This window comes from Stenotrophomonas sp. STEN020, assembly GCF_056760195.1.
In genome coordinates, this window is the sequence record NZ_JBRREI010000054.1 from 24,493 (window position 1) to 31,083 (window position 6,591).

6 protein-coding genes are annotated in these 6,591 nt (G+C 64.7%); 3 read left to right on the top strand and 3 right to left on the bottom strand.

Annotated features, from left to right (window positions below; translation table 11 throughout):
• The first annotated feature begins 57 nt into the window (after positions 1-57).
• Positions 58-1,029 (top strand): mitochondrial fission ELM1 family protein, encoded by a 972-nt coding sequence (locus ACVOLZ_RS18205; RefSeq protein WP_481517352.1) that lies wholly within the window; start codon positions 58-60, stop codon positions 1,027-1,029.
• A 368-nt stretch (positions 1,030-1,397) separates the two neighbouring features.
• A complete protein-coding gene (locus ACVOLZ_RS18210) occupies positions 1,398-1,883 on the top strand; it encodes a YajQ family cyclic di-GMP-binding protein (protein ID WP_293705345.1) in 486 nt (161 codons plus the stop codon).
• A 21-nt stretch (positions 1,884-1,904) separates the two neighbouring features.
• Here the strand turns inward: ACVOLZ_RS18210 and ACVOLZ_RS18215 are convergent, their stop codons facing one another.
• The 3 genes from ACVOLZ_RS18215 to ACVOLZ_RS18225 all read right to left on the bottom strand — a co-directional run bounded on the left by ACVOLZ_RS18215 (position 1,905) and on the right by ACVOLZ_RS18225 (position 5,696).
• A complete protein-coding gene (locus tag ACVOLZ_RS18215; protein ID WP_481517353.1) occupies positions 1,905-3,002 on the bottom strand; it encodes a helix-turn-helix domain-containing protein in 1,098 nt (365 codons plus the stop codon).
• Between the two features lie 92 nt (positions 3,003-3,094).
• Positions 3,095-4,219 carry an NAD(P)-dependent alcohol dehydrogenase gene (locus ACVOLZ_RS18220; RefSeq protein ID WP_481517354.1) on the bottom strand — a complete coding sequence of 375 codons (1,125 nt, stop codon included), beginning with the start codon at positions 4,217-4,219 and terminating at the stop codon, positions 3,095-3,097.
• A 13-nt stretch (positions 4,220-4,232) separates the two neighbouring features.
• Positions 4,233-5,696: a benzaldehyde dehydrogenase gene (locus ACVOLZ_RS18225; RefSeq protein WP_481517355.1), complete on the bottom strand. Its 1,464-nt coding sequence runs from the start codon at positions 5,694-5,696 to the stop codon at positions 4,233-4,235.
• Between the two features lie 222 nt (positions 5,697-5,918).
• On the opposite strand from ACVOLZ_RS18225, the gene ACVOLZ_RS18230 reads away from it, so the two are divergent.
• Positions 5,919-6,482 (top strand): DUF1415 domain-containing protein, encoded by a 564-nt coding sequence (locus ACVOLZ_RS18230; protein ID WP_481517356.1) that lies wholly within the window; start codon positions 5,919-5,921, stop codon positions 6,480-6,482.
• Positions 6,483-6,591: the final 109 nt, after the last annotated feature.

Sequence of the window (6,591 nt, forward strand, 5' to 3'; positions counted from 1 at the left end):
GGTCGCAGTGTAGAGCCCTCTGGCTGTTGCAACACCCAGCCTTTTTGAAACGAATTAATGCCATACGCGAAACGATCGACGCTCCCTTGGACGATCACCGACGGCCGCGCCGGCAATGTGCGCCAGGCGGTGGCGCTGGCGTCTGCGCTGGGCCTTGGTGGTCAGCAACGCCTGCAGCTGCAGCCGCAGGCACCCTGGCGCTGGCTGGCGCCGCGCCTGCTGCCGGGCGCTGGGCGCGGCTTTGGACCGCAGTTCGCGCAGTTGGCTGGCAATGCGCCGGCGCTGGCGATTGGCTGTGGCCGGCAGGCCGCTGGCGCATTGCGGGTGCTGGGCCAACACGGCAGCCGCACCGTGCAGATCCTCGACCCACGTATTTCCCCGCGCCACTGGGACCTGCTGGTGGTGCCCGAGCACGACCGCCTGCGCGCGGACAACGTGCTCACCCTGCTGGGCAGCCTCAACCCGGTCAGCGATGACTGGCTGGCCTGGGGCCGGGCCGCGTTCTCCAGCTTCGAGCAGCTGCCCGGGCCGCGCACCGCCTTGCTGGTGGGAGGCCCTACTGACCACGCACCGTGGCAGGACAGCGACATCCAGCCGCTGTTCCAGCAACTGGCCGCGCGCATCCGCGCTGACGGCGGCAGCGTGCTGGCCACCACCTCGCGGCGTACCCCGCGCGCGGTGACGGCCGCCCTGCTGCGCGCCTTCGACGATGTGCCCGGCGTGATCTGGGCCGATGGCGGTGACGGCTCCAATCCTTATGCCGGGTTGCTGGGCTGGGCCGACCGCATTGTCTGCACCCCGGACTCAGTCAACCTGTTGTCGGAAGCCTGCGCCACCCGCGTGCCGGTTGGGGTGTTGCTGGGTACACGTGCGCAGGAGCGGATGGCGTCCTTTCAGCAGGCCTTGCGGGAGCGTGGTCGGCTGTTGGATGGGCTGGCGGCTTTTGATGCTGATCCGAATGTGGCGGTCGAACCTTTGCGTGAGACCACCCGGATCGCGGCTGAGGTGCAGTTGCGGCTGGGGTTGTGAGCGGCTGTTGCTGTTGCTCTGGTTCTGGTTCTGGTTCTGGCTCTGGCTGTTGCTCTGGCCTTCGCCCCTAGCTCGTCATTCCCGCGTAGGCGGGAATCGCTCTTGGCTGTGGCTCTTGGCTGTGGCTCTTGGTTCTGGCTTTGATTCTTCCGAACGGAAGAAGAGCCAAAGCACAGCAAATGCACGAGCAAGAACAGGAGCGATTCCCGCCTACGCGGGAATGACGAGCTGAAAGCAAGCAAGGCCAAGGCCAAGGGCAACGGCAACGGCAGCGGCAGCGGCAGCGGCAACGGCAGCGGCAACCTCCACCATCCCCTCCCCGCCAATCGCCTAGAATGGCGCCTGATTTTCTGATTGGAGCAGGCCCCATGCCTTCTTTTGACGTCGTATCCGAAGTTGACAAGCACGAGCTGACCAACGCCATCGACCAGGCCAACCGCGAGCTGTCCACCCGCTTCGATTTCAAGGGCGTGGCCGCAAGTTTCGAGCAGGATGGCGAGAAGCTGATCAAGCTCACCGCGCCTACCGATTTCCAGCTCAAGCAGATGTCGGACATCCTCAAGCAGCGCCTGGCCGCGCGTAACATCGACTTCCGTTGCATGGAATTCGGCGACATCGAGACCAACCTGGGTGGCGCGCGCCAGCAGGTGACGGTCAAGCAGGGTATCGAGCAGAAGCTGGCCAAGCAGATCGCCGCCAAGATCAAGGAATCCAAGATCAAGGTCGACACCCAGATCAACGGCGACAAGCTGCGCGTCAACGGCAAGAAGCGCGATGACCTGCAGGAAGTGATGGCACTGCTGAAGAAGGGCGACTTCGAACAGCCGCTGCAGTTCGACAACTTCCGCGACTGATGTAAACCCGCTGCAGCAGGCTCAACCGGCCTGCTGCAGCTTGCGGTACAGGGTGGTGCGCGAAATACCCAGCTGACGTGCCGCGGCGCTGAGATTGCCAGCATGCGCAGCCACCGCTTCACGTACCGCCTGTACCCCCTGCACACGCAACGAACTCGCCGCTGCCATCGCCACCGTCTGCGTACTGGCACGCGCGCGTACCGGCCCGCGCAGATACTGCACCTGCAAGGCACTGTCCGCACGCAGCGGCACCCGATGTACCGGCCCTGCCTGCAACAGACGGCGGCGCTGGTGCACGCTGGCTTCGGCAAACACGCCGTCCAAGGTCATCAATGGCAAGGCGCCGCTGCGCGGCAGCCCAAGAATGCGTCGCGCCACGCTGTTGGCGGCACGCAGCCGGCCGTCCTCGCCCACCGCCAAAACACCCTGCAGCGGCGTGCCCAACCAACGCGCATCGTGCTGCACGGCCAGTAGATGGCAATCACGCTGCTGCTGGATAAGCTGGTTCTCGATCGACAACGCGGCCTGGCGGAAGTAACCACGCAACAACTCGCTGTCACGCTCGCCGATGCCGGTGATATCCAGTGCACCCAGCACTTCGCCGTCGGCACCGTGCAGCGGCACGCTCAGGCAATAGACCTGCGAAAACTCATCAAGGTAATGCTCGTTGCCGCGTACCAGCGCCGGCGCATCCTCGGCCAGTGCACAGGACGGTGCGGTGGTGCCGATCTCGATTTCGCGCACGCGCCGGCCAACCTGGATCGGCCGCAATATCGCTTCATCGCCCAGGCCGTGTTCACGCTGGGCGATGATCAGACCATCACGGTTGACGCAGAACAGGGTCCAACGTCGGCCACCGAACGCCGCCCATAGATCGTCCATGTCCTGGCGTACGCAACGGGCAAGCAAGCGGTCTGCCGGATCGTCCAGACGCAGCTTGCGGTGCGCCAGCGACGAATACTGCGGCGCCTGCTGCGGGCGCACGCCCGCTTGCCGCGAGCGCTCCCAGGAGCGCAGCAGCGCCGGTGGCAGCAGTTGCGCAGGCAGGCTGCCACCTTCGGCAAAACGCTGCCGTGCCACTGCAAGGCGTTGCTGCTGTTGCACGAGCGTGGTGGCCATGGGCGTCCTCCAGACAACTGCGCCCAGCCTACACCTCGCTCGCTGACTGAATCGCCATCGCGGGCCCGCCCGGCCCGCGACGGTTTGTTCCATCAACCGATCTTGAGAATCGGCTTCAAGGTGATGCCCTTGGTGCTGTCTTCGGCCGCCTGGTTGATCTGCTCCAGCGGATAGAACTTGACCAGCTTGTCGAACGGGAAGCGGCCCTGCTGGTACAGCTGTACCAGCTGCGGAATGAACACCTTGGGCACACTGTCACCTTCGACGATGCCGCGGATGCTGCGGCCGCCCAGCAGCAGGTTGTTGATGTCGAACGCGGCCTTGGTGCCCAGCTTGGGCGCACCCACCACGCCGATCACACCCAGACCGGCCAATGCCTCGATGCCCTGCTCCAACACCTCCGGGCGACCGGTGGACTCCAGCGCGAAATCAACACCGCCACCACTGATGGCACGCACCGCCTCGATCACATCCACCTCGCGGCTGTTGATCGTGTGGGTGGCACCCAGCTCCTTGGCCAGCTCCAATCGCGACGGCACCACATCGATGGCGATGATGGTGGTGGCGCCGGCCACGCGTGCGGCCATCACCGCACTCAGGCCGACCGCACCCGCGCCATAGGAAGCGAAGCTGCTGCCAGCGCCAACCTTGAGCGAGTTGATCACCGCACCGGCACCGGTCTGGATGCCACAGCCCAGCGGGCCCAGCAGCTCCAGCGGTGCATCCTCGGGCACCTTGATCGCATTGTTCTCGCGGCTGAGCGCATAGGTCGCAAACGAGGACTGGGCGAAGAAGTGATCGTGCAGCGGCTGACCGTGCGGGTCCTGGATGGCGGTGCTGCCGTCCAGTTCACCACCGCCGAAGTTCAGGCCGAAAAAGTCCTTGCAGTACGCACCATGCCCACCGCTGCAGGGATTGCAGTGGCCACAGGCACCGTAGGTGAGCACCACATGGTCGCCGACCTTCAGATCCTTGACGCCCGGACCCAGCGCTTCGATCACGCCAGCACCTTCATGGCCCAGCACCGCCGGCAACGGCACCGGGTAGTACTGGTCGCGCACGATCAGGTCGGTATGGCACAGGCCGGTAGCAACGACGCGCACCAGCACCTCGTCATCCTTGGGGCCGCGGATGCGCGCTTGCTCGATGGTGAACGGCTTTTCCTTCTCGCGCACCACCGCCACGGTGATGTCACGCAGTTCTGCAGATGCACTCATGGGTTTCTCCTGTTCAGAGCGGATAGGCCGGGGCTTCACCTTTGATGGTCAGCCATTGCCATTGGGTGAACTCTTCGATATTGGCCGGGCCGCCGATGCTGCTGCCATTGCCGGAGGCGCCAATGCCACCAAACGGATTGATGACTTCGTCATTCACGGTCTGGTCGTTGATATGCAGGATGCCGGTATGCAGCTGTTCGCCCAGCTTCAACGCACGGCCGACATTGCTGGAGACGATGGCCATCGACAGGCCGTACTCGGTGTCGTTGGCCAGCGCTGCGGCTTCTTCATCGCTGTCGAAGGGCACCACCACCGCCACCGGTGCGAAGATCTCCGCGCGGAACGCAGGATTGGTCTTGTCCACGCCGCTGAGCACGGTCGGTTCGAAGAACAGATCCTGATAGGTCCCGCCGGTTTCCAGCGTTGCGCCGGCCGCTGCGGCCTCGGCCACCACGCGCGCGGCATGGTCACGCTGCTGTACGTTGATCAATGGGCCGAGCGCAACATCAGCCTGGGCTGGGTCGCCAACGGTCAGCGACTGCGCCTTGGCGATGAGCTTCTCCAGGAACTGCGCATAGATACCGCGTTGAACCAGCACGCGACCGGTGGCCATGCAGATCTGCCCCTGATGCAGATAGACGCCCCACGCGGTATTGGCGATGGCCAGGTCGATGTCGGCATCGTCGAGCACGATCAACGCATTCTTGCCGCCGAGCTCCAGCGACACTTTCTTCAAATGCCGGCCAGCTGCTTCACCGACCTTGCGGCCGGCAGCGGTGGAGCCGGTGAACTGGATCATGGCGATATTCGGATCACTGGTCAGCGCCGCACCTGCTGCGCCATCACCGGGCAGCACATGCAATACACCTGCCGGAAGCCCAGCCAGTTCAAACAGGCGGGCGATAACAAAGCCACCGCAGACCGCTGTGCGCGGATCGGGCTTGAGCACCACCGCATTGCCCAGCGCCAGCGCTGGCGCTACCGCGCGCATCGCCAGGTACAAGGGGAAGTTGAATGGGGAGATCACTCCGACCACGCCCAGCGGGCGGCGGCGTGCCAGATTCAAGCGCCCAGATGCGGACGGCAGGATCTCGCCAACGCTTCGCGAGGGCAGCGCTGCAGCCTCCTGTAGGGCCTTGGTGCTTACCTTGTTCTCAAAGCCGGCCTTGAGCTTGGTCGAACCGGACTCACGCACCAGCCAGTCGATGATCTCGGCGGCATGTTCATCGGCCAGCTGCGCGGCACGGCGCAAGACCTGCGCGCGGGTTTCATAGGGCGCATTGGCCCAGTCACGTTGCGCCTTGGCGGCAGCAGCCGCCGAGCGCGCGATCTGCGCCGGGTCGGCCATTGCGATGCTGCCGAGCACCTTGCCGGTGGCCGGCTCGATCACATCCTGCTGGCTGCTACCGGCCTGCCATTGACCATCAAACTGCTTGCTCACCCACAACGCGGGGGGAAGAAATGCCTGTTCTGCCATTGCCTGTACTCCTAGCGTGGTCTGTGCCGACATTGAATACCTGCGCCCGGCAACTGCCTATTAGCCTTCGGCGAGAACCTTGCAAGCCGCTGAAAGCATGGGAATTTCAACAATGCACGCTGTCCAGTTTGTGGACAGTGAACGCCATTGCGATGACAGCACGACGGCAGCCAACGCCGAGGACCACTACAATCGCCTGCCCTGCCAGCCTGAGCGCCAGCCATGAACGAAGAAGCCGCCATCGATCCCATCGCCGTCACCCGCAACTGGCTGGAAAAAGCGGTGATCGGATTGAACCTGTGCCCGTTCGCCAAGGCGGTCTACGTCAAGAACCAGGTCCGTTTCGTGCTCAGTGATGCGACCACGCCGGAGGCGCTGCTGGAGCAGCTGGCCGAAGAGCTGCTGCTATTGCGTGACACTCCGGTTGAGCAGGTCGACACCACGCTGATCATCCACCCGGAGGTTCTCAGTGATTTCCTGGACTACAACGATTTCCTGGAAAACGCCGATGCGGCGGTGGAAGCGTTGGATCTGCAGGGCATCCTGCAGGTAGCCAGTTTCCATCCGCAGTACCAGTTCGCCGGTGCTGCGCCGGACGATGTGAGCAACTACACCAACCGTTCGCCCTACCCGACCCTGCACCTGCTGCGCGAAGACAGCGTTGAGCGTGCGGTGGCAGCGTTCCCGGACCCGGACGTGATCGTCGAGCGCAACATCGCCACGCTGGACCAGCTGGGCGTGGAAGGCTGGCACCGTGTTTTGGCCGGCGGTGAAGGCAACGCCTGAAAGATGACCGGTAGTGGGGGGGGGGGGGGGGGGGGGGGGGGGGGGGGGGGGGGGGGGGGGGGGGGTGGGGGGGGGGGGGGGGGGGGGGGGGGGGGGGGGGGGGGGGGGG

Coding starts and splice junctions, on each gene's coding strand:
- ACVOLZ_RS18205 (WP_481517352.1), top strand. CDS start 58: ATGCCATACGCGAAACGATCGACGCTCCCTTGGACGATCACCGACGGC.
- ACVOLZ_RS18215 (WP_481517353.1), bottom strand. CDS start 3,002: ATGGCCACCACGCTCGTGCAACAGCAGCAACGCCTTGCAGTGGCACGG.
- ACVOLZ_RS18220 (WP_481517354.1), bottom strand. CDS start 4,219: ATGAGTGCATCTGCAGAACTGCGTGACATCACCGTGGCGGTGGTGCGC.
- ACVOLZ_RS18225 (WP_481517355.1), bottom strand. CDS start 5,696: ATGGCAGAACAGGCATTTCTTCCCCCCGCGTTGTGGGTGAGCAAGCAG.
- ACVOLZ_RS18210 (WP_293705345.1), top strand. CDS start 1,398: ATGCCTTCTTTTGACGTCGTATCCGAAGTTGACAAGCACGAGCTGACC.
- ACVOLZ_RS18230 (WP_481517356.1), top strand. CDS start 5,919: ATGAACGAAGAAGCCGCCATCGATCCCATCGCCGTCACCCGCAACTGG.